Origin of the sequence: Streptomyces sp. HP-A2021, assembly GCF_022807935.1 — a bacterium.
Classification (GTDB): domain Bacteria; phylum Actinomycetota; class Actinomycetes; order Streptomycetales; family Streptomycetaceae; genus Streptomyces; species Streptomyces afghaniensis.
In genome coordinates, this window is the sequence record NZ_CP094344.1 from 4,196,386 (window position 1) to 4,221,104 (window position 24,719).

Here is a 24,719-nt window from a genome sequence, read left to right on the forward strand (position 1 = left end):
TGGCTGTGTCGGCGCGGGCGGCGACGAGCACTGGCCATGACGGACACGCCGGACGACGACGGACGCCGCCCCCTGACGGACACGCCAGACGACGACGGACGCCGCCCCCTGATGGACACGCCGGACGACGACGGACGCCGCCCCCTGACGGACACGCCGGACGACGACGGACGCCGCCCCCTGACGGACACGCCGGACGACGACGGACGCCGCCCCCTGACGGACACGCCGGACGACGACAACCACCGGCCACGACGGACACACCGACGGCGGACGCTGGCCATGACAAGCACGCCGGACGGCGGACGCTGGTCGTGACAAGCGTCGAGGGTGACGGGCAGGCCGGGCTGGTCCCGGAGCACCCCGCGATCACGTACCCAGACGGTGGACGAGCCCGTGACGACCGCCCCGCCATGACCACCCCGGCGCGGTGGCGGGCTCCGGCCGAGCCGGCCGCCCCCGCTGACCGGCCCGGGCGGTGCACCAGCCCCCGCCACCACCACCCGGGCCCGAGGCGAAACCCGTGACGACAGCCCTGCCCTGACCGGACCGCGGCGGCAGGTCGCTGTACGGCGGCCGTGTGAGGGCGGCGGGACGCCGCAGGAGCGCCCCGCGATGTCAGACGCCCGCAATAGGGTCGGGCCATGACCGAAGTCGACTTCCTGACCGAGACCCGGGCCTTCTACGACGCCGTGGCGGAGGACTACGCCGTCCACTTCAGCGAGCCGCTCGTGGGGACACCGTTGGACCGCGGGGTGCTGTACGGATTCGCGGAACTCGTGGGTGAGGGGGGCGAGGTCGCCGATCTCGGGTGTGGGCCGGGGCGGGTGACCGCGTACCTGGCGTCACGGGGGCTGTCCGTGTTCGGGCTGGACCTGTCGGAGTCGATGCTCGCGATCGCCCGGCGCGAGCATCCCGGCCTGCGGTTCGAGCAGGGCTCGATGCTGGAGCTGGACCTGCCCGACGGCTCGCTCGACGGCGTCGTGTCCTGGTACTCGACCATCCACACCCCGCTCGACCGGCTGCCGGCCGTCTTCGCCGAGTTCCGCCGGGTCCTGCGGCCCGGAGGGCACCTGCTCCTCGGCTTCCAGGCCGGTGAGGAGCCCCGCCGCTACGAGGAGGCCTTCGGGCACCGGGTTGCCCTGACCTTCCGGCGGCGGCAGCCGGAGCAGATCGCCGCCCTGCTGGAAGCCGCCGGTTTCGTCCTGCGCTCGCGGACCGTCCGGGAGCCCGACGAGGAACTCGGGGAGCCGGTCCGCCAGGCGTGCCTGGTCGCCCGCAAGCCCCCCGAGCCGGTGTCCTAGGAGGACCCGCCCCCAACGGCACCCCCGCGACACCCCCTACAACACCCCCGCGACATCCCTCGCCGCGATGTACCCGAACGTCATCGCCGGCCCGATCGTCGAGCCCGCGCCCGCGTAACTGTGGCCCATCACCGCCGCGCTGGCGTTGCCCGCCGCGTACAGGCCCGGGATCACCGAGCCGTCGGGGCGCAGGACGCGGGCTCGGGCGTCCGTCCGCATGCCACCCTTCGTGCCGAGGTCGCCGGGGACGATGCGGAAGGCGTGGTAGGGCGGCAGCCGGAGGGGCGCCAGGCAGGGGTTCGGGAGGACCGACGGGTCGGTGTAGTAGTGGTCGTAGGCGCTGTCGCCGCGGTGGAAGTCGGGGTCCTCGCCCCGCCGTGCCTGCGCGTTGAAGCGGTCGACGGTCGTGCGCAGGGCCGCCGCCGGAACGCCGATCGACGCGGCCAGGGCGTCCAGGGTCCAGGCTTTGTGCGCGGCGCCCGAGTCGTACCAGGCGTCGGGGAGGGGCAGGGCCGGCAGGACGTCCTTGAAGAGGTACCGGTTGCGGTAGTTCTGGTCGACGATCAGCCAGGACGGGATGGCCGGGTCGGTGTCGTGGACGTCGTACATGGTGTGGACGACGTCGCTGTAGGGCGCGGCCTCGTTGACGAAGCGCCTGCCCGATCCGTTCACCAGCAGCCCGCCGGGGAGGGTGCGTTCGGCGAGGCAGAAGTACGGCTGGCCCGGGACCGGGATCGCCGGGCCCCACCACGCGTCGTCCATCAGGTCGAGCGCCGCGCCGAGCCGCTCCCCCGCCCGGATGCCGTCGCCGGTGTTCTCCTTGGCGCCGACCGTCCAGTCCGTGCCGATGGGCGGGCGCTGGTAGCGGTCGCGCATCGCCGCGTTGTGCTCGAAGCCGCCGGAGCCGACGATCACGCCCCGGCGGGCGCGGACCAGCCCCGGACTGCCGTCGCGGGTGACGACCGCGCCGGTGACCCTGCCGTTCTCGACGTGCAGGTCGCTCAGGGGCGTGTTCAGCCATACCGGTACGCCTGCGGATCGCAGTCCGGCTCGCAGGCCCGCCGCCAGGGCCTGGCCCATCGTCAGGGGCTTCTGGCCGAGCGCCGCGGCCTTCGTGCCACGGGCCAGGCACTGGGCGGCGACGGCGGCGCCCCGGGCGTTCACGGCGGCCAGGGCCAGCCACTTGTAGTCGGCGCTGAAGACCACCATCCCGGCGGGGACGTCCATGTACGGCGGGTTCAGCCGGGCCAGTTCGGCCCCGAGGAGCTTGCCGTCGAGCTGGTCGGGCTCGATGGAACGGCCGTTCGGCAAGCCGCCGGGCAGCTCGGGGTAGTAGTCGCTGTAGCCCTCCATCCAGCGGAAGCGCAGGGGGCTGTGGGCCATGACGTAGGAGATCGTCGCCGGGCCGTGGGTGAGGAAGGCTCGCTGCCGGTCGGCGGGGACCTCCGGGCCGACAACGGCGGCGAGGTAGGCGGCGGCCTTGGCCGGGGTGTCGGGGACGCCGGCCGCGAGGATCACCGGGTTGTTCGGGATCCAGATCCCGGCACCGGAGCGGGCGGTCGAGCCGCCGAAGGCCGGGGCCTTCTCCACGACGACGCAGCTCAGGCCCTGCCCGGCGGCGGTCAGCGCGGCGGTCATCCCGGCGGCGCCGGAGCCGATGACGACGACGTCGTAGGTGCCGAGCGGAGGTAAGTCGGCGGCGTGGGCGCCCTGTTGCACTCCTGCGGCGACCGCGAGGCCGGCACCCGCGGCACCGGCCAGCACTCGTCTTCGGGACGGGGCCCCGGGAGTCCCGACGGAGTTCGTGCTCATGGTCATGGCCACTCCAGCCCGAAGAGGAACGCGAAGGGGTGGGGAATGTCGCGCGAGAGCCTTGCGAAGTCAAGAGCCGTGCAGGCAAGGCGAGTTCAGACCCGCTCCCGGGACGCGGAGCCTGCGGGGGCCGGACGTCGGGCGGGGCGAGTCGGCTCCGCGGGCGTCCCTGGCCGCCCGCGGGTGAGCTCGGGCAGCAGGGTCGTCAGCCCGAGGACGGCCATACCGGCACCGAGCCAGAGGGTGGCCCGCAGGCCCCACGTTTCGATCGCGACGGCACCGAGCGAGGAGCCGAGGATGACACCGAGGGTGATGAAGGAGGTGTGGACGGTGTTGACCAGTGGGCCGGCGTTGCCGGTCCGCTGGACGCGGGTGACCATCGCCGGGTTCATGGTGACGCCGACCAGCCCGATGCCCAGCATGCAGACGACGGCGGGTGCGGGCATGTCGGCGAGGAGTGCGAACCCGGTGAGGAACAGCGCGTTGAGCAGGAGGCCGACGGCGAGGACGGGCACGGTCCGGCGGTCGGCGAGGCGGCCGACGACGGTGTTGCCGAGGACGGTGGTGGCGCCGTAGGCGATCAGAAGGGCGGGGACGGTGCCGGTGGAGAAGCCGGTGACCTCGGTGAGGATGGGGTTGAAGTAGCTGAAGGCAGAGAACGTCGCGCCGATGATCAGCGTGCTGGTGGAGAGGGCCAGCCAGAGCTTCGGGGTGCGGAAGACGCCGAGTTCCTCGCGGAGTGAGCCGCCGCTTCCCGTCCGCTCCAGAGGGGGTATCCCGGCGCGGGTCACGGCCGCGGCGACGAGTGCCAGTGCCGTGATCGCCCAGAACGCCGCGCGCCAGCCGAACCGCTCACCGACCAGGGTGGACAGCGGCAGTCCGAGCAGCGTGCCGAGCATCAGCCCGTTCATGACGACCGCGATCGCCCGGCCGCGCACCTCCGGGCGGGTGAGCTGGACGCACAGCGAGACGGCGACACCGAAGAAGGCCTGGGAGGCCACGCCGGTGATGACGCGGGCGGTTGTCATCACCGCGTAGCCGGGTGCGGTCGCGGCCAGGACGTTGCCCGCGAGGAAGACGGCGAACAGCGTCATCAGCGCCGTACGTGGGGGGAGTTTGGCCACCGCCATGGTCAGGAACGGGCCGCCGGCCGCCATGGCCACGGCGAAGGCGGTGATCAGGTACCCGATCTGCGGGACGGTGACGTGCAGGCCCTCCGCCATCTGGGGCATCAGCCCGGCGACCACGAACTCGCTGGTCACCATGGCGAAGATGCCGAGCGCCAGGATGTATACGGCACGGGGCACGATGAGGCTCCTTGTCTTCGGCTGCTTGTTTTGTATCGGTCAGTTCAAAATGTAAGCACGTGAAAGCCCGAGGGCCGCTGAGGCGCCGGGCTCAGGGAGTCAGCGCGTCCATCGCGGTCTCGGCGATCGCCTCCAACTCGGCCCGGCCCGCGCCGCCCTGACTGGAGACGCGCAGACCGGCGACCGTCGCGTTGAGGAAACGGGCCAGCGCCTCCGCATCGCGCGAGGAGGTGATACTGCCGTCACGCCGGCCGGCCTCCATCACGGCCCGGTAGACGGCCAGGCGCCGGACGGTGTCGCGCTCCAGCAGCGCGGCCGCCGCGGGGTCGCGCCCGGCCAGCTCCACGACGGTGTTGACCCCCAGGCAGCCGAGGGCGCGCCCGGAGCCCTTGCGGCACTCCGCCTCACCCTCGACCACGAGGGCGAGCAGTGCGCGCACCCGGTCGGCGGCCGGCCGCTCCACGTCGTCCAGGACGGCCGTCTGCGTCACGGTCATCGCGTCCAGGTAGCGGGCGAGGGCCCTCTCGAACAGCGCGTGCTTGCTCTGGAAGGTGTTGTAGATGCTGCTGCGCCCCAGACCGGTGGCGTCGCACAGGTCCTGAGTGGAGGTGGCCTCGTAGCCACGCTCCCAGAACACGTGCACCGCCGCGTCCAGGGCCCGCTCCTCGTCGAACATCCTCGGCCGGGCCATGGCAGCACGCTAACAGTTTTGAACTGAAGGTTCCAATACTCTGGGGGCGACCTAGTCGAGGCCGATCGCCGCGCAGTCCGCCTTGTACTCAGCCGTGCAGATGTCCTTGACGGTGTAGACCCCGTCCGTGATCACCGTCTCCTTGATGTTGTCCTTGGTGAGCGCGACCACCGGCACCAGCATCGCCGGGATGTCCTTCTGCGTGGGGCTGTCCACCGTCTCCCGGGTCAGCGCGGCGAACTCGATCGAGCGCCCCTGGACCTTGGCCACGGCGATCTTCGCGGCGTTCGTCGCCTCCAGCAGGAACGACTTGTACACGGTCATGTACTGCTCCCCCGACACGATCCGCTGCACCGCGTCCAGGTTGGCGTCCTGCCCGGTCACCGGCGGGATCTTCGTGGCACCCGCCTCCTTCAGCGCCTCGATGACCGCGCCCGCCATGCCGTCGTTGGCGGAGTAGACGGCGGCGATGTCGTCCAGCCCGACGGCCTGGATCGCCTTCTTCATGTTGGCCTTGGCGATCGAGGGCTTCCACTCCTTGGTGTCGTACTGCTGGACGATGTCCACCTGCCCCTGGAGCTCGCTGAGCGCGCCGTCCTTGAACCGTGCCGTGTTCGGGTCGGCGGGGTCGCCGTTCATCATGACGACCTTGCTCTTCTGGGCCTTGTCACCGAGCTCCCCGACGATGGCGCGGCCCTGCACCTGCCCGACGAGTTCGTTGTCGTGGGAGACGTAGGCGTCGATCGGGCCCTCGGCGAGCCGGTCGTAGGCGATGACCGGGATGCCGGCGTCCTTGGCCTTCTGCACATCCGAGGCGATGGTCTTGGAGTTCAGCGCGTCCACCAGGATGACGTCGACCTTGTCGTCGATCATCTTCTGGAACTGCTCGCTCTGTCTGGACACGCTCGCCTCGGCGTTGGCGTACTTGACCTTGCCCTGGTTCTCGGTGAGGGAGGCGACCTCCTTCTTGATCAGGGGGTAGTCGAACTTCTCGAAGCGTGCCGTGTCCCGGTCGGGCAGCAGCAGGCCCACCGTGATGTCGTTGCCCTTCTTCACGCCCGCGGAGTCGTCGCTCCCGCTGTCGCCGCAGGCGGTGAGGGACAGGGCCGCTGTGGAGACCGCCAGGGCTATGGAGAGGGGACGCACAGCGGACCGACGGGTGTTACGCGCTTTCACTGGTGAAGCCTTCCGATGGGGGGGAGCATCGTGACGCGGTGGCTGAAAGCCAAAGGGCAGACGCCTTGCGACGTCAAGAACCCCGTGTGAAGAGATCGCAAAGGTGCCTCACCGCGTGTACAGACCCTCTACTTCTGCCGCGAAGGCGCGCATCACCGCCTCGCGGCGCAGCTTCATCGACGGGGTCAGATGGCCCGCCTCCTCGGAGAAGTCCTCGGGGAGGATCGCGAAGCGGCGGATGGACTCGGGGCGGGAGACCATCTTGTTGGCCTCGTCGACGGCGCGCTGGAGGACGGCGCGGAGCTCCTCGTCGTCGACGAGGAGCTTGGGCGGTACGGGATGTTTGCCGTTCATCTGGCGCCAGTGGGTGATGCCGTCCGGGTCCAGGGTGATCAGGGCCGAGACGAAGGGGCGGCCGTCGCCCACGACCATGCACTGGGAGATCAGCGGGTGGGAGCGCAGCCAGTTCTCCAGGGGCGCCGGGGCGACGCTCTTGCCGCCCGCGGTGATCAGCAGCTCCTTCTTGCGGCCGGTGATCGTCAGATAGCCCTCGTCGTCCAGTTCGCCGATGTCGCCCGTGGCGAGCCAGCCGTCGGGGGCGGCGGGTACGACGCCACCGGCCTGGGGGTCCCAGTAGCCGCGCAGGACGTGGTCGCCGGCGAGGAGGATCTCGCCGTCGGCGGCGATCCGGACGCGGGTGCCGGGCAGCGGCCAGCCGACCGTGCCCAGACGGGGTTTCAGGGGCGGGGTGACGGTCGACGCCCCCGTGGTCTCCGTCAGGCCGTAGCCCTCGAAGATCTCGATGCCGGCTCCGGCGTAGAACGCGGCGAGGCGGCGGCCCAGCGGTGAGCCGCCGCAGATGGCGTAGCGGACCCTGCCGCCCATGGCGTTGCGGATGCGGCGGTAGACCAGGGGGTCGTAGAAGACCCGGGCGGCCCTGAGGGCGTGGGAAGGGCCGGGGCCGGTGCCCGTCTGCTGGGCCTCCATCGCCTCGCCGTAACGCCGCGCCACCGCCACCGCGCGGTCGAACGACGTCACCCGGCCGCCCGCCTCGGCCTTGGCGCGGGCCGCGTTGAAGACCTTCTCCAGCATGTACGGGATGGCGAGCAGACAGGTCGGCCGGAAGCTCGCCAGGTCCGGCAGCAGGTTGTCCGCCTTGATGCTCGGGGCGTGGCCCAGCCGTACGCGGGCGCGGACGCAGGCGATCGCCACCATGCGCCCGAAGACGTGGGACATCGGCAGGAACAGCAGGACCGAGGCCTCTTCGCTGGTCTTGGCCCTGAAGACGGGGTAGAGCAGCTCGATCGCGTTGTCGACCTCGGCGAAGAAGTTGCCGTGGGTGAGCGCGCAGCCCTTGGGGCGGCCCGTGGTGCCCGAGGTGTAGACGAGGGTGGCGAGGGTGTCGGGTCCCAGCATGCCGCGCCGCACCTCGACCTCCTGGTCGCTGAGATGCGCGCCGGCTTCGGCCAGCCGCTCGATGTGGCCCTTCTCCACGACCCACATGTGCCGCAGGTCGGGCAGGCGTTCGCGTTCCGGGCCGAGGGCTGCGGCCTGCCCGGCGAACTCGGTGACCAGGGCGACCGCGCCGGAGTCCTGGAGGATCCAGCGGGCCTGGAAGACGGAGGACGTGGGATAGATGGGCACGGTGACCAGACCGGCCGCCCAGGCCGCGAAGTCCAGGACGGTCCACTCGTAGATCGTGCGGGCCATCACGGCGATCCGGTCGCCGGGCATCAGTCCTTCGGCGATCAGCCCTTTCGCCACGGCCAGCACCTGGCCGGCGAACCGCGCCGCCGTGACGTCGTTCCAGCGCCCGTCGGCGTCCTTGCGGCTGAGCGCCACGGCGTCCGGGTCCGCGCTCGCGTTGTCGAACGGCAGGTCGGCGAGCGACCCGTGGGTCCACGGCGGCGCCAGCGGCGGTACGGACGCCTCCCGCACGGCCCCGTCCAGCCGCCGCGTCTCGGGTTCGACCAGGACCGGTCCGCCGTAGATGTCGCCGTAGGCGGAGGAGGGATGGGCAGTGGACACGGGCGGCTCCTGGGGCGCGCAGCGAAGGAACTGCTTGCTGCATGAGTACGTGCCTCGCACGCCGAGGCGCTCAACCGGCTGAACCCCCAGAAAGGGGTTACTGACGGTAGGAACGGGATCGTACGGGCCTCACGTGGCGGGTTTGTGCGGGTTCGGGGATGGTCCGGAGCCAGGCCTGTGCATTCTCGGGGGTTACGTGAGGGGCCTTCATGTTCGGTACGCCGTCGCCCTCAGGCCCGCTCCAGGATCGCCGTCACGCCCTGCCCGCCCGCCGCGCAGACGGAGATCAACCCGCGGGCGGGCGCGTCCCGTTCGGCGAGCAGTTTGGCCAGGGTCGCCACGATCCGGGCGCCGGTGGCGGCGAAGGGATGGCCGGTGGCGAGGGACGAGCCCGCGACGTTCAGCCGGGCGCGGTCCACCGAGCCCAGGCCCCGCTTCTCCCAGGCCGCGAGCGTCGCCAGCACCTGGGAGGCGAAGGCCTCGTGGATCTCCACCAGGTCGAAGTCGGCCAGGCCGAGCCCGGCCCGCTCCAGCATGCGCGGCACGGCGTACGCGGGCGCCATGAGCAGCCCGTCCTCGCCGCCCGCGACGTCTCCGCCGACGAAGTCGACGGCCGCCGTCTCGTAGGCGGTGAGATACGCCAGCGGCTCCAGGCCGCGTTCCCTCGCCCACTCCTCGCTCGCCAGCAGAACGGTCGCCGCCCCGTCGGTCAGCGGGGTCGAGTTGCCGGCCGTCATGGTCGGTTCGGGGTGGTCGAGGCCGAACACCGGCTTGAGGGAGGCGAGTTTCTCCACGGTCGAGCCGGGGCGCAGGTTCTGGTCTCGGGCCAGACCCCGGAAGGGGACCACCAGGTCCTGGAAGAAGCCGCGTTCGTACGCCGCCGCCAGCCGCTGGTGACTGGCCGCCGCCAGTTCGTCCTGCGCCTCGCGTCCGATGCCCCAGGCGCGGGCGGTGACGGCGGCGTGTTCGCCCATGGACAGCCCGGTGCGCGGCTCGGCGTTGCGCGGGATGTCGGGGACGAGGTGCCCCGGGCGCACCTTCGCCAGGGCCTTCACGCGCCCGCCCAGCGACGTCGCCCGGCGCGCCTCCAGCAGGATGCGGCGCAGGCGGTCGTTGACACCCAGGGGCGCGTCGCTGGCCGTGTCGGCGCCGCCCGCGACCGCCGACTCGGTCTGGCCGAGTGCGATCTTGTTCGCGGCGGCGATGACGGCCTGGAGTCCGGTGCCGCAGGCCTGCTGGATGTCGTAGGCCGGGGTGGTGGGGTGCAGACGCGAGCCGAGGACGGTCTCGCGGGCCAGGTTGAAGTCGCGGCTGTGCTTGAGGACCGCGCCGGCCACGAACTCGCCGACCGCGCCCGGCTCCTGGAGCCCGTACCGCTCCACCAGGCCGTCGAGAGCGGCGGTGAGCATCTGCTGGTTGGAGGCGGTGGCGTACGGGCCGTCGGTGCGGGCGAACGGGATGCGCGCTCCGCCGACGACCGCCACACGCCGCACCGACATCTTCTGGGGGCTCATCTCGACCCGCTCCTCGCCTGTGACGTAGCCTTACCTACGGTAACCTTACTCCAGAGTAAGCAATTGCGAGCAGTCATCCGAGCTGGGAGTCGCCATGGCCGACCGCTATCTGAGCTTCACCGCCACCGCGCCCGGCCGATTCCTCACCCGTCGGCTCGGTCTGCCCCAGCCGGCGGCGCTGGCCCGCTGGTCCCCCGAGCGGCCCGCCCTGGACGGAGGCCTGCGCCACCTCACCGCCGGCCGGTCCGCCCTCGACCTGGCGCCGGTCCTCGCCCGTACGGGGATCGGCCCGGCCGGCTCCGACCGGGCGGCGGCCGTCGTCCTGGACGCGAGCGGGGTGCGGGACGTCGAGGGCTTGGCCGAGGTGCACGCGGCCCTGCACCCCGTCGTACGGTCGGTCGTCGCGAGCGGGCGCGTAGTCGTGGTCGGCGCGCCGCTCGACCCCGCCGACCACCATCAGGCCGCCGCCCAGCAGGCCCTGGAGGGTTTCACGCGCTCCCTGGGCAAGGAGATCGGCCGGGGCAGGACCGTGAACCTGGTCCGGCTCACGGACGCCTCGGCCGCCGAGTCCACGCTCCGTTTCCTGCTGTCGCCCAAGTCGGCGTACGTGAGCGGGCAGGTGATCGAGGTCGGATCCGGCGACGAACCCTCCACCCCCTTCGACTGGGACCGGCCCCTGACCGGCCGCACCGCCCTGGTCACCGGTGCCGCGCGCGGCATCGGGGAGGCGGTCGCCGAGACGCTCGCCCGGGACGGGGCCCGGGTCGTCGTCCTGGATGTGCCACAGGCCGAGCAGGACGCCCGGCGCGTCGCCGACCGGCTCGGCGGCACCGCGCTGCTCCTCGACATCACGGCCGCCGACGCGGGCGCGCGGATCGCCGAGGCCCTGCCGGACGGCCTGGACCTGCTGATCCACAACGCGGGCATCACGCGGGACCGGCGACTGGTGAACATGCCCGCCGAGCGCTGGATCCCGGTGCTGGAGGTGAACCTGGCGAGCGTGCTGCGCACGACGGACGCGCTGCTGAAGGCCGGGACGCTGAACCGGGGCGGCCGGATCGTGGCGACCGCCTCGATCGCGGGCATCGCCGGCAACGCGGGCCAGACCAACTATGGGGCGAGCAAGGCGGGCATCGTCGGCCTGGTCCGCTCCCTCGCGCCGCGCGCGCTCGCCGAGCACGGGGTGACGGTCAACGCGGTCGCGCCGGGCTTCATCGAGACGAAGATGACGGCCGCCGTCCCGCTGTTCATCCGCGAGGCCGGCCGTCGCATGAACTCCCTCGCGCAGGGCGGTCTTCCGGTCGACGTCGCCGAGACCACCGCCTGGTTCGCGCACCCGGCCTCGGGCGCGGTCAACGGGCAGGTCGTACGCGTATGCGGCCAGAGCCTGCTGGGGGCGTGATGGCCGACGCCGCTCTCGTCCTCACCGGGTCCCCCTCCCTCGCCCCGCTCCTCGCGCGCGGCGCTGTGCTGTCCCCCTTCAAACGCCCGGCCCCCGACGCGGAGTTCCCGCGCACCCGGCTCGTCCTGCCCGGCCTGCGCGTCGACCTCGCGCGGCTGGCGGCGTACGAGCGGGTCTGCGGGTTCCCGACCGGGGAGGACGCGCTGCCTGTGACCTATCCGCACGTGCTGGGATTCCCCCTGGCCATGCGGCTGATGAGCGGCCGGGACTTTCCGCTGCCGCTGCTGGGACTCGTCCACACGTCGATCACGATCACCCGGCACCGGGCGATGCCGGCCACCGGCGCGCACGAACTCACGGTGTACGTCCAGGGGTTGGCACCCCACCGGCGCGGCACGGAGGCGACGGTCGTCACCGAGGTGCGCGAGGACGGGGACGTCGTATGGGAGTCGAGGAGCACCTACCTCGCCCGGCACCGCACGCGCCGGCCCGCCGAGGCGCCCCGGGAGGAGACCGGGATGTCCCGGGAGGGGACCGGGATGCCCCGGGAGGAGGTACGGAAGCCGCTGCCTGCCGTCGGCGAGTGGCGGCTCGCCGAGGATGTCGGACGGCGGTACGCGGCGGCGTCCGGCGACCGCAACCCGATCCACCTCCACCCGCTCACGGCCCGCCTGTTCGGCTTCCCCCGGGCCATCGCCCACGGCATGTGGACCGTCGCCCGCTGCCTCGCCGCACACGGCACGCCGGCCTCCTGCCACGTACGCGCGGAGTTCCGGGCGCCGGTCCTGCTGCCCGGGACGGTGACGTACGGGGCACAGGACGGCCGGTTCGAACTGCGGGGCCGGGAGGACCGGATCCACCTGACGGGCGACGTCTACCCCACCTGAGTGCCCGCCTGCTCCTCCGGCGGTGACCACGGCCGCCCCGCCATGAGGTCGCCCAGCCCCGCCCAGGCGAAGTTCATCATCGTGGCCGCGGCCTGCCGGGCCGTGACGCCCGGGGTGGCGTTGGCCCAGGCGGCGAGCGACTCGGCGGCGCCGACCAGTGCCTCGGCGAGGCCGGCGACCTCCCGCTCCGGCAGGTCGGGGTCGCGGTGGGCCTCGCGTGCCGCGGCGAGGATCAGCTGCGTCACGAACGTGACGATCTCCTCGCGCATCGCGGCGACTTCGGAGGCGAAGGGCTCGCCGTGCGTACGGGCCTGGAGGTGCAGGACCGCCCATGCGTCCGGGTTGCGCGCGGTGTGCTCGAAGAACGCGCCGAGCCCTTCCCAGAGTTGCCGGTCGGCGGGCAGATCGGGCCGGACACCGGCCCGGACGGCCTCGACGAGTGCCTTGGCCTCGCGGCGGATGCAGGCGGTGAAGAGGTCTTCCTTGGAGTTCAGGTACAGGTAGACCAACGGCTTGGACACGCCCGCGAGTTCGGCTATCTCGTCCATCGACGCGGCCATGTACCCCCGTTGTCCGAAGATCTGCACGGCGGCGTCCAGCATCTGCTGTTCACGGACCGCACGCGGCATCCGCTTGGTCTTCACGGCACCCATACCGCTTAGCGTACGGTCCCCCGGCCGGCCCCCGGCCGGGAAACCGGAGGAGGGCCGGCCGGGGGGCGTCGTCTGCGTCAGGCCGCGGCCGGGACCTGCTCGGCCTGTGCCTCGCGCGGTTCGTCCAGGGAGGAGCCGTCGGCCGTGGCGTAGGCCTCGCGGTCGAGCAGGTTCTCGCGGGCGGAGACCAGGACCGGGATCAGGGCCTGACCGGCGACGTTGGTCGCGGTGCGGATCATGTCGAGGATCGGGTCGATCGCGAGGAGCAGGCCCACGCCCTCCATGGGCAGGCCGAGGGTGGAGAGGGTGAGGGTCAGCATGACCGTCGCGCCGGTGAGACCGGCGGTGGCCGCGGAGCCGACCACCGAGACGAACGCGATCAGCAGGTAGTCGCCGACACCCAGCTGGATGTCGAAGATCTGGGCGACGAAGATCGCGGCGATGGCCGGGTAGATCGCGGCGCAGCCGTCCATCTTGGTCGTGGCGCCGAACGGCACCGCGAAGGACGCGTACTCCTTCGGCACGCCGAGCCGCTCGGTGACCTTCTGGGTCAGCGGCATCGTGCCCACGGAGGAGCGGGAGACGAAGGCCAGCTGGATCGCGGGCCAGGCGCCCTTGAAGAACTGGACCGGGTTGGCCTTGGCGACGGTCGCGAGCAGCGCAGGGTAGACGCCGAACAGCACGATCAGGCAGCCGACGTAGATGTCGGCGGTGAACGTCGCGTACTTGCCGATCAGGTCCCAGCCGTAGGTGGCGATGGCGTTGCCGATGAGGCCGACGGTGCCGAGCGGGGCGAGCCGGATGACCCACCACAGGGCCTTCTGGAGCAGTTCGAGGACGGACTCGCTGAGGGTGAGGATCGGCTGGGCCCTCTCACCGAGCTGGAGGGCGGCGATACCGGCGACGGCGGCCATGAAGACGATCTGGAGGACGTTCAGCTGGGTGAACGGCGTGATGACGTCGGTCGGCACGATGCCGGTCAGGAAGTCGATCCAGGAGCCGGTCTCGTCGGGCTTCGCACCGTCCTTGGGGGTGAGACCGGTGCCGGCGCCCGGGTTGGTGACCAGGCCGATGACGAGGCCGATGCTCACCGCGATCAGCGACGTGGCCATGAACCACAGGAGGGTGCGCGAGGCCAGGCGGGCCGCGTTGTTGACCTTCCGCAGGTTGGTTATGGAGACCAGGATCGCGAAGAAGACGAGCGGGGCGACGGCGAGCTTCAGCAGGCCTATGAAGGTGTCGCCGACCTTCTCCAGGGACGTGACCAGCCAGGACAGGTCCTGGCTGCGGGCGAGCCAGCCGAGCAGCACGCCCAGGACGAGACCGGCGATGATCTGGGCCCAGAAGGGCACCTTGAAGGACTTCGTGCGTGAGGACACGGACGGGCTCCGTTGGGGGACGCGTAGGGACTGACGTGGGAGACGACGGGGGGGTTGCGTGACGTCAGGGACGACAGGCAGCGGACGCGCACCGGCAGAGATCCACGTGCAGGCGCGCCACGAGCGGAACGCTCTCAGGCATGGGGGGCGCGACTGCTGACTTCATGACATCGACCTTAACACCCGAGCTTTGAGGACCCCAAAGCCTGCCTTTGACAGGCGGAAACGCATACTCACCCACACAACACAAAGCGCCCCGTTTCCGCGTATACACGGAAACAGGGCGCTGTACGCCTGTGTGAGAGGACCTACGAGGCCTGGCCCTGCGCCCGCGACGTGTCGTCGGCGGCGTCCTCCTGGCTGCGGTTGGCCTCCAGGTTGGCCTTCATCCGGTCCACCCGCTGCACGATCTGCACGGACGCCCGGTCCCGCTCCTTGCGCAGCACGACGAAGCTGATCGGCGCGGAGAGCAGCAGGGCGAGCAGCACGACCCACAGGCCGTTGCTGGAGCCGAGGCCGCGCGGGGCGAGGCCGGAGTAGACGAGGCCCCAGACGACCACGAGGCAGCCTGCGAAGATCCCGAGGCGCATCAGCGTGTAGCGGAGCATCTCAATCCACTCTTCCGGTTCGAACGGTCAGAACGCACCCAAAGGGGCACCGTCCAGTGAAGCACGCCGGACCGTCGATCTTGCAGGGGGGTACGAGGCGGGGTTCAGGCGAGCGGCAGCAGCATGAAGATGTCGTCCCGGTCTTCACCGGGCCCCACCCGGATCGCGCCGGGGACGCGGCCGACCTCCTTGTACCCGCACGACGCGTAGAAGCGCTCCAGGCCGAGACCACCCCGGCAGGTGAGGCGGATCGCCTCGAAGCCGAGGCCACGGGCCGCGTCCTCGGCGGCGGCCAGCAGATCACGCCCGTAGCCCTTGCCCTGGTGACGCGGATGCACCATCACCGTGTAGAGCCACAGCCAGTGCGTCATCAGGCGGTGCGTGTTGAACGTCAGAAACGCGGTCGCCGCGACCCGGCCCTCCTCGTCCTGCCCGACGAGCAGTCTTGCCCGGCCCTCCGACATCGCCGCGAAGTGCCTCAGCAACTCGGGGCGCACGTCCTCGCGCGTCACCGGCGGCACGAAGCCGACGGCTCCCCCGGCGTCGGTGACATCGGTCCACAGATCGAGCAGGCCGTCGCGCAGGGCGGGGGTGATGGCGGGGTCGAGGGTGAAGGTAAGGGGCATAGGCCGATAATAGCTATTACGAGAGCGCCTGCGCCGCCACTTTCAGGTCGGACAGCAGCCCCCGGTACGCCGCTTCCCGGTCGTCCGCCCGCAGCACCGACGACGGGTGCACCGTCGGCACCAGCCGCTCCGGCCGGCCGTGGATCTCCTCCTGAAGCACCGTGCCCCGCACCTGCGTGACCCGGAAGGAGGACCCGAGCAGCGCCTTCCCGGCGGTGGCCCCGAGGACGACGATCAGCTCCGGCTCCACGACCGCGAGCTCGGCGGCCAGCCAGGGACCGCAGGCGGTCATCTCCCGCAGGTTGGGCGCCTTGTGGATCCGGCGCTTGCGCGGCTCGGCCTGGGTGAACTTGAAGTGCTTGACCGCGTTGGTGACATAGGCCTCGGAGGGATCGATGCCCGCCTCCTCCAGGGCCCGGTCCAGAAGCCGCCCGGCGGGCCCGACGAACGGCTTCCCCTGCCGGTCCTCCTGATCCCCGGGCTGCTCCCCCACGAGCATGACGCGGGCGTCCTTGCTCCCGGCCCCGAACACGGTCTGGGTGGCGTCCCGGTGCAAGGGACACCCCCGGCACTCGGCAGCGGCCCGCCGCAGAGCGGGCAACCCTCCGCGATCCGGAACGAACGGTTCAGCGGTGTAGGCGTCCTCAGGCGCCTTGATGGCGACCATGCCCTCCGGGTACCCAGCTCAGGGTCAGACCCGCATCGGCTGAGGAGACTCCCGACGCTCCGGGTCGGGCCCGTCGTACTCCCGAATGATCTCGTACCGCGTATTCCGCTCCACCGGCCGGAACCCGGCATCGCGAATGAGATCCAGCAAGTCCTCACGGGTCAGCTTGTTCGGCGTACCGAAGTTGTCCGCGTCATGCGTGATCTTGTACTCGACGACCGACCCGTCCATGTCATCGGCACCGTGCTGCAGCGCGAGCTGCGCGGTCTGCACGCCGTGCATGACCCAGAAGACCTTGACGTGCGGCACGTTGTCGAACAGCAGCCGCGACACGGCGAAGGTCTTCAGCGCCTCCGCCCCGGTCGCCATCTGCGTCCGGGCCTGCAGCCGGTTGCGAACCTTCCCGTCCTGCATGTCGACGAAGTCGTGCTGGTACCGCAGCGGGATGAAGACCTGGAAACCCCCGGTCTCGTCCTGGAGCTCACGCAGCCGCAGCACATGGTCCACCCGGTGCCGCGGCTCCTCGATGTGGCCGTACAGCATCGTGCAGGGGGTCTTCAGACCCTTCTCGTGCGCCAGCCGGTGAATCCGGGACCAGTCCTCCCAGTGGGTCCGGTGGTCCACGATGTGCTGCCGGACCTCCCAGTCGAAGATCTCCGCACCGCCGCCGGTCAGCGACTCAAGACCCGCGTCGATCAGCTCGTCGAGGATCTCCGACGCGCTCATCCCGGAGATGGTCTCGAAGTGGTGGATCTCGGTCGCCGTGAAGGCCTTCAGCGAGACGTGCGGCAGCGCGGCCTTCAGCTCCCGCAGTGAGCGCGGGTAGTAGCGCCACGGCAGGTTCGGGTGCAGACCGTTGACGATGTGCAGCTCGGTGAGGTTCTCGCTCTCCATCGCCTTGGCGAGCTTGACGGCCTCCTCGATGCGCATCGTGTACGCGTCCTTCTCCCCCGGCTTGCGCTGGAAGGAGCAGTACGCGCAGGAGGCCGTGCACACGTTGGTCATGTTGAGGTGGCGGTTGACGTTGAAGTGCACGACGTCGCCGTTCTTGCGCGTGCGCACCTCGTGCGCGAGGCCGCCGAGCCAGGCCAGGTCGTCCGACTCGTACAGCGCGATGCCGTCCTCACGGGTCAGCCGCTCACCGGAACGGACCTTCTCCTCCAGCTCGCGCTTGAGCCCGACGTCCATGTGCACACCTTTCTCCGACAGCCCGACCAACCGTACGCCTACACCTCTTCCGGCAGCTCTCCGACCCGGTTCTCCCACTTGGTGGACAGAACGATGGTCGTACGCGTCCGGGACACACCCTTCGTGCCGCTGAGCCGTCGGATGATCTTCTCCAGGCCGTCCACGTTCTCGGCCCGCACCTTGAGCATGTACGAGTCGTCGCCCGCGATGAACCAGCAGTCCTCGATCTCCGAGAGGTCCCGCAGCCGCTGCGCCACGTCCTCGTGGTCCGTGGCGTCGGAGAGCGAGATGCCGATGAGGGCGGTGACACCGAGGCCGAGCGAGGCGGCGTCGACGGTGGCCCGGTAACCGGTGATGACTCCGGCCGCCTCCAGCCGGTTGATGCGGTCGGTGACGCTGGGTCCCGACAGCCCGACGAGGCGTCCCAGCTCCGCGTAGGAGGCCCGGCCGTTCTCCCTCAGGGCCTGGATGAGCTGCCTGTCCACCGCGTCCATTGCGATCGAAGCCTTCCGCTGAAGTTGTCTGAAAAGTCTGTGGTTGTGATGACGTACAGGTGCTGTGCAGGGGGTGTGGCTCAGTCGGCGCGGTGTGATCCGCCGCCGAGCTCACCTTGCCAACGGCGGTAGAGCCGGTGCGGCACGCCCGCCGCGTCGAGTACGCGTCCGGCGACGAAGTCCACCAGGTCCTGGATGTGCGTCGCGCCCGCGTAGAAGGCGGGTGAGGCGGGCACGACGGTCGCGCCCGCGTCGTCGAGGGTGACCAGGTGCCGCAGGGTCTGGCCGTTCAGCGGGGTCTCGCGTACGGCCACGACCAGGGGGCGGCTCTCCTTCAGGGTCACGCTCGCCGCCCGCTGCAGCAGGTCCTTCGACAGCCCGAGCGCGACACCGGCCACGCTCGCGGTCGAGGCGGGCACGATCAGCATGCCCTTGGTGGGGTACGACCCCGAGGAGGGCCCGGCGGCCAGGTCGCCGGCGCTCCAGTGCCGTACGGCACCGATGTCCACGGAGAACGTGCCGGGCTTGCCGTCGGCGCCCCGGGACAGCCATTCCCGCAGGTCGTCCTGCCAGTGGGCGTCCCGGAAGGAGATCCCGGTCTCGTCGAGCAGGGTGAGGCGGGAGGCCCGGGACACCACGAGGTCGACGCTCTCGCCGACGGCGAGGAGCGCCCGCAGCACGGCAGCGGCATACGGGGTGCCGGAGGCGCCGGACACCCCTACGATCCAAGGCGTACGCGGTGTCTCGCCTGGCTTGACTGGGTTCACAACACCGAGCCTATCCGGCGTCGCAGGGTGGGAACCGGCCAAGGGGGGCGGGGCGTTCCCCGGAGGGACGAGCGAGCACTGGGGGTCGCCATGTCGGGTAGCGGAGCCGGATGGTCACGCGGCGACCGTGCGAGGGCCGCGGGCAAGCTGATGCTGGCCTGGGTGGCGCTGCTGTGGCTGCTGGAAGTGGTGGACGTGCTGAGCGGGCACGCGCTGGACGGCCTCGGTGTCACGCCGCGCACACCGTCCGAGCTGGTCGACGTCGTCCCGTCGGCCTTCATCCACTTCGGCTTCGCCCATCTGGCGGCGAACACGGTGCCGCTGCTGGTCCTCGGCTTCCTCGCCGCGCTGGCGGGCCTGCACCGTTTCCTGCTGGTCTGCGCGCTGATCGTGCTCGTCGACGGCCTGGGCGTCTGGCTCATAGCCCCGGCCCACACCAACACGGCGGGCGCCTCCGGCCTGATCTTCGGCCTCTTCGGCTTCCTCCTGGTCAGCGGCTTCGTCGAGCGCCGCCCCTGGGGAGTCCTGGTCGGCATCCTGATCGCCGCGATCTGGGGCGGCTCGATCCTGTCGGGCCTGGCCCCCACCCAGACGGGCGTCAGCTGGCAGGGCCACCTCCTGGGCCTGCTGGCGGGGGTGGCGGCGGCGTTCGTGTTCAGCCGCCGGGCCACGCCCCACGCGCTCACACCGTGAGGCCACGCACCAGGAGATCCAGCAGCGCGCACACGAACAGAGCTATGCCGATGAAGCCGTTGACGCTGAAGAACGCGCGGTTCACCCGGGACAGGTCGTGGGGGCGGACGATGGTGTGTTCGTAGAGGAACGCGGCGGCGACGATCAGCAGGCCCAGCCAGAAGAAGGCGCCGGCGTCGGTGACGAGGGCGTACCAGACGAACAGGGCCGTCGTGAAGGTGTGGCAGACCCGCGCGCCCCAGATCGCCGCCGGGATGCCGAAGCGGGCCGGGACGGACATGACGCCGATCTCGCGGTCGGTCTCGACGTCCTGGCAGGCGTAGATCAGGTCGAAGCCGCCGATCCAGATGCCGACGGCCAGACCGAGGATCACCGCGTCCCAGGACCAGGAACCCGTGACGGCCAGCCAGCCGCCGACCGGGCCCATCGCCTGGGCCAGGCCCAGGATGGCCTGCGGGAAGTTCGTGAACCGCTTGCCGTACGGGTAGACCACCATCGGGATCACCGCGATGGGGGCCAGCGCCAGGCACAGCGGGTTGAGCAGGGCCGCCGCGCCGAGGAAGACGACCAGGGCGATCAGGGCCCCGGTCCACGCGTGCCGGACCGACATCGCGCCGGTCACCAGTTCGCGGTGCGCGGTGCGCGGGTTACGGGCGTCGATCTCGCGGTCGATGATCCGGTTGACCGCCATCGCGAAGGTCCGCAGCCCCACCATGCAGACGGTGACCAGCAGCAGCCGGCCCCAGTGGATGTTCTTGTCCAGCTGGAACATGGCCGTCAGCGTGGCGATGTAGGCGAAGGGCAGCGCGAAGACCGAGTGCTCGATCATCACCAGCCGGAGGAACGCCTTCGTGCGTCCCGGCTGCGGGATCGCGGCGGAAGCGGAAGTCACAGGCCGTACTCCTTCCAGCGGCGGTCCACCTTCGCCGCCGTCTCCGGATCGGACTCCACCATGTCGGGCCAGCCGCCGTCACGCGTGTAGCCCTCCTCGGGCCACTTCCTCGTCGCGTCGATACCGGCCTTGCCGCCCCAGAACTGCTGGTAGGAGGCGTGGTCGAGGTGGTCGACCGGCCCCTCGACGATGCTCAGGTCGCGGGCGTAGTCCGTGTTGCCGAGCGCCCGCCAGGCGACCTCGTGCAGGTCGTGGACGTCGCAGTCGGAGTCGACGACCACGATGAGCTTGGTCAGCGACATCATGTGCGCGCCCCAGATGGCGTGCATGACCTTCTGCGCGTGCTTCGGGTACTTCTTGTCGATCGAGACGATCGCGCAGTTGTGGAAGCCGCCCGCCTCGGGCAGGTGGTAGTCCACGATGTCCGGGACGATGATCTTCAGCAGCGGCAGGAAGAAGCGTTCCGTCGCACGGCCGAGCGGTCCGTCCTCCGTCGGGGGCCTGCCCACGACGATCGACTGGAGCAGGGGCCGCTTCCGCATCGTCACACAGTCGATCTTCAGCGCGGGGAAGGGTTCCTGCGGCGTGTAGAAGCCGGTGTGGTCGCCGAACGGGCCCTCCGGCAGCATCTCGCCCGGCTCCAGCCAGCCCTCGATGACGACCTCCGCCTGCGCCGGCACCTGGAGCGGCACGGTCTTGCAGTCGACCATCTCGATCCGCTTGCCCGCGAGGAACCCGGCGAACAGGTACTCGTCGATGTCCCCGGGCAGCGGGGCCGTGGACGCGTACGTCACGGCGGGCGGGCACCCGAAGGCGATCGCGACGGGCAGCCGCTCACCGCGCCGGGCCGCCACCTGGTAGTGGTTGCGGCTGTCCTTGTGGATCTGCCAGTGCATGCCGATCGTGCGCTTGTCGTGGCGCTGGAGGCGGTACAGCCCGAGGTTGCGGATGCCCGTCTCCGGGTCCTTGGTGTGGGTCAGCCCGAGGTTGAAGAAGGAGCCGCCGTCCTTGGGCCAGGTGAACAGGGCCGGGAGCTGGTCCAGGTCGACGTCGTCCCCGGTGAGGACGACCTCCTGCACCGGGCCGTCCTTCACCTTCTTCGGCGGTACGTGCGTCATCGCGCCGAGCTTCCCGAAGGCCTCCCGCACGCCGACGAACCCGTGCGGCAGCTCGGGCTTCAGCAGCCCGCCGATCCGCTCCGAGATCTCGGCGTACGACTTCAGGCCCAGCGCCTTCAGCAGGCGCCGGTCCGTGCCGTACACGTTCATCGCGAGCGGCATGCGCGACCCGCGTACGTTCTCGAAGAGCAGCGCGGGGCCGCCGGACTTCTGCACCCGGTCGACGATCTCCCCGACCTCCAGATACGGGTCGACCTCGGCCTTGATGCGCTTGAGGTCGCCCTCGCGCTCCAGAGCCCTGAGCAGGGAGCGAAGATCGTCGTAAGCCATGCGGTCCAGTATCCCCGAGCCGCTACCCTGGCCCTGAACCGCCCACCCGCTTTCGCTGAGAGGCCGCGCATGCTCCGGGTACTGATGTTCCTCGTGCCGCTGGCGCTGAGCGTGTACGCGTTCATCGACTGCATCAGCACGAAGGACGACGAGATCCGGCACATGCCCAAGCCGCTGTGGGCGATCCTCGTGCTGCTGTTTCCGCTCGTCGGCTCGATCTCCTGGCTGATCGCCGGCAAGAAGCGAGGTGCCGCGGCGGGAGGCCGTCCGCGTCCCCGGCAGTGGGTGGCGCCCGACGACAACCCCGACTTCCTGAAGTCCCTCGACGAGGAGAAGCGGGACGACGACCCCAGGCGCGACGACTCCTGAAACCACTTGCCCTCGGGCAACGCATGGTCGTCAATGGTGTTCGGACAGTTACGGCTGTCACTCAGAACCCGTCGGCCCCCAGAAGGACTTCATGGAGACCCAGCAGCAGCCGCCGGGGCAGTGGGACGTCCCGCCCCCGCCCGCCACTCCGCCCCAGGCCATGACCGACATCGAACTGCGCGTCAGCAAGCGGCTGTTATGGGTCGGCGGCGCGGCCTACCCGTTGCGGAACATCGCGCGGGTGTACACCTTCACCCTCCACCCGAGGCGCAAGGAGGCGGTCATCCGCTTCCTGACACGCACCGGGATCACCCTCGCCGTGGCCATCGGCCTGTCGATCATCGGCAGCGTGACGTTCCTCGCGAGCAGGTCCACGGGCAGCGGTCTCCTCACCTTCGTGTGGATCGGCTCCGGCGCGGCGCTGCTCTACTTCCTCGTGGACATGCTCTCCGTCGTCACCGCCCAGTCGCACTACGTCCTCGCCATCGAGACGGCCGGCCCCTCCACCGCGATGGTGACCAGCCGGAACCCGCAGCACCTGGACCAGCTCGTGGGCTACGTCGCCGGCGCGCTGGAGAACCCTGACACCGAGTTCCATGTGACGGTCGAGCGTCTCACCATCAGCTCGCCCACCAACTACTACTTCGGCGACAACGTGAACATGTACGGCGGCAACGGCAACGTGGGGATCGCGGCATGAGCGGCAACAACTACTACTACGGCGACAACGTCACCATGCACGGCGGCAGCGGCAACACGGGCATCGTGAAGAACGGGGCGACCGGCGACGCGATGGATCCCACCCTGCGGCTGGCCATCGCGGAGCTGCTCCAGGGCGTCCGCGAGTTGCGCGAGCAGCTACCGCAGCCGAGCGCGCAGCTCATCGACGAGTCCCTGCCGGTGCTGTCGGCTGACGCCGCGCCTCCCGAGGAACGGCACCGGGCGCTGATGGCTGTCGCCGCGATCGCCGCAGCCGTCGGGGCCGTGGGCCAACCGGTGGCGGAGGCGGCCAACCGGATCCTGCAGATGCTGGGCGGGCAGTAGTTCAGCGCACGCCGGAGAGGAACGCGGACCAGGCGGACCGGGTGACGAGCAGGACCGGTCCGTCAGGGGTTTTGCTGTCGCGGACGGGGACGGTGTCGGGGAAACCGGGGGCTATTTCCACGCAGTTGCCGCCGTTGTCGTCGCTGTAGCTGCTCTTGATCCATTGCGCCGCGCAGAGCTCGTACCGGTCCATGATGCTCGTACCCCTCCATCGCGTCGCTGATCAGGGCGGCGGATTCGCGGGCTGACGGGATGTCGGCCCTGAGCACATCATAGGTCTGGGAATGCCGCTGGTAGACGGCCGGATCGTTGTTGAAGTGGCCACGGTCCAGGGACTCCGAGTACACCCATCGCTCGTCAGCCAGTTCGATCAGCGACATGGATCCTCGGGGCCGGACGAGCCCGAAAGCGTCTGATGGGGCGACCTGGATACGGATGTTCCGGCGCTGCCCGACCGTCAGCAGGTGCGCGCACTGCTCACGCATGATCTCCGTGCTGCCCACACCGTTGCGCAGACAGCTCTCGTCAAGGATGACGACGTACAGCGGACCGCCGTCGGCCAGGAAGCGTTGCTGTCGGCTCAGACGAGCCCGGACGCGCGAGTCCACCTCCTCGGCATCCGCACCACGGCGACTGAACAGCGCACGGGCGTAGTCCGCTGTCTGCAACAACCCCGGAATCACTCGCTCCTGGTACTCCCGCAAGGCGACGGCCACCTCGTCCATCTCGGCCCATCGCCGAAACCAGTCAGGATGCTCCACCTGCGGATACCAGTCGATCCGCCCCCACAACCGCAGCAACACCCCACCCGTGCCAAGAAGTTCGTCGCACTTCTTCGCGAAACCCTCCTGCGGAACCCTCGTGCCCGCCTCCACCCGCGCCACGTGCGAGCGGTCGCACGGGATCTGCCTCGCCAAGCCCTCCTGCGTGAGCAGCGCCGCCTCGCGGAAATGCCGCAGCACCTCGCCGAACACGGCCGCCGTGCTCGCCCCCGACTCCGCCCCGCCATTCCGTCGGCTCACGGCTTCCCCCTCCGTGACAGTGCACCGGTGTCACACGCCAAGCATTGAACCAGACTGTTCCCCTGCGCAACGCTCGATACACCCAGAGTTACGGAGGTGCACGGAATGGAACCGGGAACGCTCGTCTACGACCCTGCGACGCGCAAGGTCGGCGAGTACCAGGACAGGACCGGCCCGTATGTGATGCTGCGCCCGGTCGGCGGCGGCCGGGAGTGGCAGGCGGACCCGGCGCGGATCCGGGTGGCCACCCTGGAGGAACGGCTCAGCGCGGGCGTACGCGCGGCCAACGACCGTTCCAGGGAAGGGCTGTCGGCCGACCCGAGCCGGCCGCCCGTGCCCGTGTCCGGGTGCGCGGTGTGCGAGGAGCTGGCCGTCCGCCGGGACCAGGCACGTGCCGCGTTCGACGGGAGTGCCGTGACGGACGCGAACGTGCTGCTGCGCCAGCACCAGCGGCAGGAGCACGGCGGGGAACCGGCGGGGCGCCGGATCTTCCGGTACGTGCCGTACTCGATCGTCCAGGACGCGTCGGCCGTCCCGGAGTACCAGGCGTACTGCGTCTCGGGAGAGGAGGAGGACTGCGGGGCGAGTTCGGGGCCGCGGCAGACCCCGGCCGAGGTGGAGGAGTGGCAGCGCAGGCACACCCAGGAGACCCGGCACCTGCGCTACCGCCGCAGCTTCGCCGACTACGCGGTGCTGGAGAGGCAGGGCTGACGGGGCACGACTCCGCCGAGGAAGCGGGCCATCCCGA

At 70.7% G+C, this 24,719-nt stretch carries 28 protein-coding genes; 9 read left to right on the top strand and 19 right to left on the bottom strand.

The annotated features are described in order from the left end of the window. Positions 1-36 precede the first annotated feature (36 nt). Both MQE23_RS18955 and MQE23_RS18960 read left to right on the top strand, forming a co-directional pair. Entirely contained in the window at positions 37-318 is a 282-nt protein-coding gene (locus MQE23_RS18955) for a hypothetical protein (protein ID WP_243379675.1), read from the top strand. Positions 319-644: 326 nt separating this feature from the next. Further along, entirely contained in the window at positions 645-1,304 is a 660-nt protein-coding gene (locus MQE23_RS18960; RefSeq protein ID WP_020270615.1) for a class I SAM-dependent methyltransferase, read from the top strand. Positions 1,305-1,340: 36 nt separating this feature from the next. On the opposite strand, the gene kstD is transcribed toward MQE23_RS18960, so the two are convergent. From kstD to MQE23_RS18990, 6 genes are all read right to left on the bottom strand, one after another. Beyond that, positions 1,341-3,122 (bottom strand): 3-oxosteroid 1-dehydrogenase, encoded by a 1,782-nt coding sequence (gene kstD, locus MQE23_RS18965; protein WP_051185491.1) that lies wholly within the window; start codon positions 3,120-3,122, stop codon positions 1,341-1,343. Positions 3,123-3,211: 89 nt separating this feature from the next. After that, positions 3,212-4,423, bottom strand: coding sequence for an MFS transporter (locus tag MQE23_RS18970; protein ID WP_020270617.1), 1,212 nt, complete (start codon positions 4,421-4,423; stop codon positions 3,212-3,214). Between the two features lie 91 nt (positions 4,424-4,514). Beyond that, on the bottom strand, positions 4,515-5,114 hold the full coding sequence (locus MQE23_RS18975; protein WP_037667557.1) for a TetR/AcrR family transcriptional regulator: 600 nt from the start codon (positions 5,112-5,114) through the stop codon (positions 4,515-4,517). Between the two features lie 51 nt (positions 5,115-5,165). Continuing rightward, positions 5,166-6,260, bottom strand: a complete 1,095-nt coding sequence (locus MQE23_RS18980; RefSeq protein WP_020270619.1) for a substrate-binding domain-containing protein — start codon at positions 6,258-6,260, stop codon at positions 5,166-5,168. Between the two features lie 138 nt (positions 6,261-6,398). Beyond that, on the bottom strand, positions 6,399-8,318 hold the full coding sequence (locus MQE23_RS18985) for an AMP-dependent synthetase/ligase (protein ID WP_243379676.1): 1,920 nt from the start codon (positions 8,316-8,318) through the stop codon (positions 6,399-6,401). Positions 8,319-8,548: 230 nt separating this feature from the next. After that, positions 8,549-9,832 carry an acetyl-CoA C-acetyltransferase gene (locus tag MQE23_RS18990; protein WP_020270621.1) on the bottom strand — a complete coding sequence of 428 codons (1,284 nt, stop codon included), beginning with the start codon at positions 9,830-9,832 and terminating at the stop codon, positions 8,549-8,551. 94 nt (positions 9,833-9,926) lie between these two features. Here MQE23_RS18990 and MQE23_RS18995 point away from each other — a divergent pair, with 94 nt between their 5' ends. Together MQE23_RS18995 and MQE23_RS19000 are read left to right on the top strand one after the other, a co-directional pair. Next, the gene (locus tag MQE23_RS18995) at positions 9,927-11,234 is read left to right on the top strand and encodes a 3-oxoacyl-ACP reductase (RefSeq protein WP_020270622.1); all 1,308 of its coding nucleotides are present in this window, start codon (positions 9,927-9,929) and stop codon (positions 11,232-11,234) included. Further along, on the top strand, positions 11,234-12,121 hold the full coding sequence (locus tag MQE23_RS19000; RefSeq protein WP_243379677.1) for a MaoC/PaaZ C-terminal domain-containing protein: 888 nt from the start codon (positions 11,234-11,236) through the stop codon (positions 12,119-12,121). The genes MQE23_RS18995 and MQE23_RS19000 overlap by 1 nt, the downstream gene beginning before the upstream one ends. Here the strand turns inward: MQE23_RS19000 and MQE23_RS19005 are convergent. The 9 genes from MQE23_RS19005 to MQE23_RS19040 form a co-directional block, all read right to left on the bottom strand. Then, entirely contained in the window at positions 12,109-12,774 is a 666-nt protein-coding gene (locus tag MQE23_RS19005; RefSeq protein WP_020270624.1) for a TetR/AcrR family transcriptional regulator, read from the bottom strand. The two genes, MQE23_RS19000 and MQE23_RS19005, sit on opposite strands and share 13 nt — an antisense overlap. Positions 12,775-12,851: 77 nt before the next feature. After that, positions 12,852-14,153 (bottom strand): dicarboxylate/amino acid:cation symporter, encoded by a 1,302-nt coding sequence (locus MQE23_RS19010; RefSeq protein WP_020270474.1) that lies wholly within the window; start codon positions 14,151-14,153, stop codon positions 12,852-12,854. Positions 14,154-14,217: 64 nt separating this feature from the next. Further along, a complete protein-coding gene (locus MQE23_RS43675; protein WP_342364977.1) occupies positions 14,218-14,319 on the bottom strand; it encodes a putative leader peptide in 102 nt (33 codons plus the stop codon). 142 nt (positions 14,320-14,461) lie between these two features. Further along, a complete protein-coding gene (locus MQE23_RS19015; RefSeq protein ID WP_020270475.1) occupies positions 14,462-14,761 on the bottom strand; it encodes a DUF4229 domain-containing protein in 300 nt (99 codons plus the stop codon). A gap of 104 nt (positions 14,762-14,865) precedes the next feature. Then, positions 14,866-15,387 carry a GNAT family N-acetyltransferase gene (locus MQE23_RS19020; protein ID WP_020270476.1) on the bottom strand — a complete coding sequence of 174 codons (522 nt, stop codon included), beginning with the start codon at positions 15,385-15,387 and terminating at the stop codon, positions 14,866-14,868. A gap of 16 nt (positions 15,388-15,403) precedes the next feature. Beyond that, a complete protein-coding gene (locus MQE23_RS19025; RefSeq protein WP_037667427.1) occupies positions 15,404-16,054 on the bottom strand; it encodes a UdgX family uracil-DNA binding protein in 651 nt (216 codons plus the stop codon). Positions 16,055-16,078: 24 nt separating this feature from the next. Further along, entirely contained in the window at positions 16,079-17,242 is a 1,164-nt protein-coding gene (gene mqnE / locus MQE23_RS19030) for an aminofutalosine synthase MqnE (protein ID WP_020270478.1), read from the bottom strand. 38 nt (positions 17,243-17,280) lie between these two features. Next, positions 17,281-17,736: an Lrp/AsnC family transcriptional regulator gene (locus tag MQE23_RS19035; RefSeq protein WP_020270479.1), complete on the bottom strand. Its 456-nt coding sequence runs from the start codon at positions 17,734-17,736 to the stop codon at positions 17,281-17,283. Positions 17,737-17,816: 80 nt separating this feature from the next. Beyond that, positions 17,817-18,503: a UbiX family flavin prenyltransferase gene (locus MQE23_RS19040; protein WP_243379678.1), complete on the bottom strand. Its 687-nt coding sequence runs from the start codon at positions 18,501-18,503 to the stop codon at positions 17,817-17,819. Between the two features lie 90 nt (positions 18,504-18,593). On the opposite strand from MQE23_RS19040, the gene MQE23_RS19045 reads away from it, so the two are divergent. Then, entirely contained in the window at positions 18,594-19,196 is a 603-nt protein-coding gene (locus MQE23_RS19045) for a rhomboid family intramembrane serine protease (RefSeq protein WP_243379679.1), read from the top strand. Here the strand turns inward: MQE23_RS19045 and mqnP are convergent. Beyond that, the gene (gene mqnP, locus MQE23_RS19050) at positions 19,186-20,088 is read right to left on the bottom strand and encodes a menaquinone biosynthesis prenyltransferase MqnP (protein ID WP_243379680.1); all 903 of its coding nucleotides are present in this window, start codon (positions 20,086-20,088) and stop codon (positions 19,186-19,188) included. The genes MQE23_RS19045 and mqnP overlap by 11 nt on opposite strands. Next, entirely contained in the window at positions 20,085-21,536 is a 1,452-nt protein-coding gene (locus MQE23_RS19055) for a menaquinone biosynthesis decarboxylase (RefSeq protein ID WP_020270485.1), read from the bottom strand. Before MQE23_RS19055 ends, mqnP begins: the two co-directional genes overlap by 4 nt. A gap of 69 nt (positions 21,537-21,605) precedes the next feature. Between MQE23_RS19055 and MQE23_RS19060 the strand changes: the two genes are divergently transcribed. From MQE23_RS19060 to MQE23_RS19070, 3 genes are all read left to right on the top strand, one after another. Beyond that, positions 21,606-21,905 carry a PLD nuclease N-terminal domain-containing protein gene (locus MQE23_RS19060; protein ID WP_020270486.1) on the top strand — a complete coding sequence of 100 codons (300 nt, stop codon included), beginning with the start codon at positions 21,606-21,608 and terminating at the stop codon, positions 21,903-21,905. 91 nt (positions 21,906-21,996) lie between these two features. Further along, positions 21,997-22,605, top strand: coding sequence for a DUF6232 family protein (locus MQE23_RS19065; RefSeq protein WP_020270487.1), 609 nt, complete (start codon positions 21,997-21,999; stop codon positions 22,603-22,605). Further along, the gene (locus MQE23_RS19070; protein WP_020270488.1) at positions 22,602-22,949 is read left to right on the top strand and encodes a hypothetical protein; all 348 of its coding nucleotides are present in this window, start codon (positions 22,602-22,604) and stop codon (positions 22,947-22,949) included. Before MQE23_RS19065 ends, MQE23_RS19070 begins: the two co-directional genes overlap by 4 nt. A 1-nt stretch (position 22,950) precedes the next feature. Here MQE23_RS19070 and MQE23_RS19075 read toward each other — a convergent pair whose 3' ends face one another. Both MQE23_RS19075 and MQE23_RS19080 read right to left on the bottom strand, forming a co-directional pair. Continuing rightward, on the bottom strand, positions 22,951-23,064 hold the full coding sequence (locus MQE23_RS19075; RefSeq protein WP_243382681.1) for a DUF397 domain-containing protein: 114 nt from the start codon (positions 23,062-23,064) through the stop codon (positions 22,951-22,953). Further along, positions 23,012-23,971 (bottom strand): helix-turn-helix transcriptional regulator, encoded by a 960-nt coding sequence (locus MQE23_RS19080; RefSeq protein WP_243379681.1) that lies wholly within the window; start codon positions 23,969-23,971, stop codon positions 23,012-23,014. Before MQE23_RS19080 ends, MQE23_RS19075 begins: the two co-directional genes overlap by 53 nt. Before the next feature lie 105 nt (positions 23,972-24,076). Between MQE23_RS19080 and MQE23_RS43680 the strand changes: the two genes are divergently transcribed. Beyond that, complete coding sequence (locus tag MQE23_RS43680) at positions 24,077-24,682, top strand: hypothetical protein (protein WP_347710138.1); 606 nt, start codon at positions 24,077-24,079, stop codon at positions 24,680-24,682. The last annotated feature ends 37 nt before the right edge of the window (positions 24,683-24,719 follow it).